At 72.8% G+C, this 1,546-nt stretch carries 1 protein-coding gene; it reads left to right on the top strand.

What is annotated here, in order from left to right:
- Positions 1-890 precede the first annotated feature (890 nt).
- Positions 891-1,427, top strand: a complete 537-nt coding sequence (locus B0E54_RS32270; protein ID WP_374109338.1) for a hypothetical protein — start codon at positions 891-893, stop codon at positions 1,425-1,427.
- The last annotated feature ends 119 nt before the right edge of the window (positions 1,428-1,546 follow it).

The following is a 1,546-nucleotide window of genomic DNA, read 5'->3' as shown; positions in this document are numbered from 1 at the left end:
CGGCACCTGCCGCACCGGCTGAAGGGGCCGAGCGCCGGCCAGGGCCGGGTCAGGCCGACCGCCGCGCCGCACGCGTCGCAGCCGCTCCGGCTGGGGGTGCCCGAGGGTACGGCGTAGCGCACGACGGCCAACCGCAGCAGCGGACTGACCGCCACGATCGCCAGCCCGGTCGCGAGCCGAGGGCGGCCAGCACCCGGGACCGGCCCAGCCGCCCGATCGGTCGGGTGCCGCCGGCCGGGTGCCGCCGCTGGGGGGCCGGTCAGCGCCACGTGGACCACGCCGAACGCCGGCCACCCCTCGTAAAGGTGAACACGGATCGTGACTGAACGCTCGCTCGGGTGTAGCGGATGGCGCGGAAACCGACGCTTGCCAGTCGTCGCACGACCACCCTCCCGCCGGAGGGCAGGCTCGGCGGCGTGCCGGTCGGGGCAGCCCGTCCGCCGCTCCGGGGTGCCGTCCGGATGCCGGGATGGATGCACGATGTCCCACTCTCAGGACCGACCCGGGGGATGCGGCGGACCAACCCCGGCCGGCGAGGCCGGACCATCGGCGGCCCCTCGACCGGCAATCGTCCGGGGTGCAGCACGGACACCCGCCACCACCACCCATCATCACTCAGAGTGTTCACTTGAATTGCCTCTGTTGCATCGGCGAGCGTCAGCCTATGCTCGCCCCTTGGGTGTGACGCAAGCCTCACCTCAATGACCGGACGACACGGGACCTTGCATTTGTAGAAGATCCGTAACGGTGAATGCGGAAGCGCAATGAACAGCTCCGGAAGGCACTGATCCGGGCGCGCTTCCGCATGCCCGGCGGCGGTGCTTCGTCGCACGTCGGGCGATCACGAGGAGGGTTCAGCGGTGCGCGGACGGCAGCTCAGGCGAGCGGCAATCTGCCTGCTGGCGGTCGTGGCGGCGGTGCTGGTCACCGCCTGCGGCAGCGGGCAGGAGGCGGTCGACCGGCCGGCGACGGCGCGGGGCGACGGGGTGCAGGCCGATTCGGGCGCCGAACGGGAAGCTGCCGAAAAGGCGGCGCTGAAGGCGTACTCCGGTTATCTCGCGGCATCGCGGACGGCGAGTCGGCGCAGCGATCCACACGCGCCGGAACTGTCCCGGTACCTCGCTGATCCGCTGCTGACCCGGGTGCAATTGTCCATTCGCGACGCAAAGGAGCACGGCGCGATGCGTACCGGGACGTTGGCGTCCGATCCCAGCGTGACCGCCGTCAGCCTGGACTCAGATCCGGCAACCGTGGAGATCCAGGACTGCCTGGACGCGACCGGCTACCGGCTGATCTACACCAAGGACCAGCGCGTGGTCCCGGGCAGCGGTGGCGGCAGACATCTGGCCACCGCCACCGCCACCCGCTACCCCGACGGTCGCTGGCTGATCAGCTCCGGCTCGGCGCACCCGGACCAGCCGTGCTGACCCGGGGGCGGGGAGCCCGCGCCGGCGAGGTCGGCGCGGCCCGGCGGACGCTCGCGGGGGCCGGTCTGGCGCTGCTGCTGGTGGCCGGCGCGTCCCTGCCGGCCGCCGCGGCCCACCGC

Source organism: Micromonospora sp. MH99 (genome assembly GCF_021442385.1).
Classification (GTDB): Bacteria; Actinomycetota; Actinomycetes; order Mycobacteriales; family Micromonosporaceae; genus Micromonospora.
Note: the sequence above shows the minus strand (reverse complement) of the source record. Positions and strands in the feature narration are given on the sequence as shown.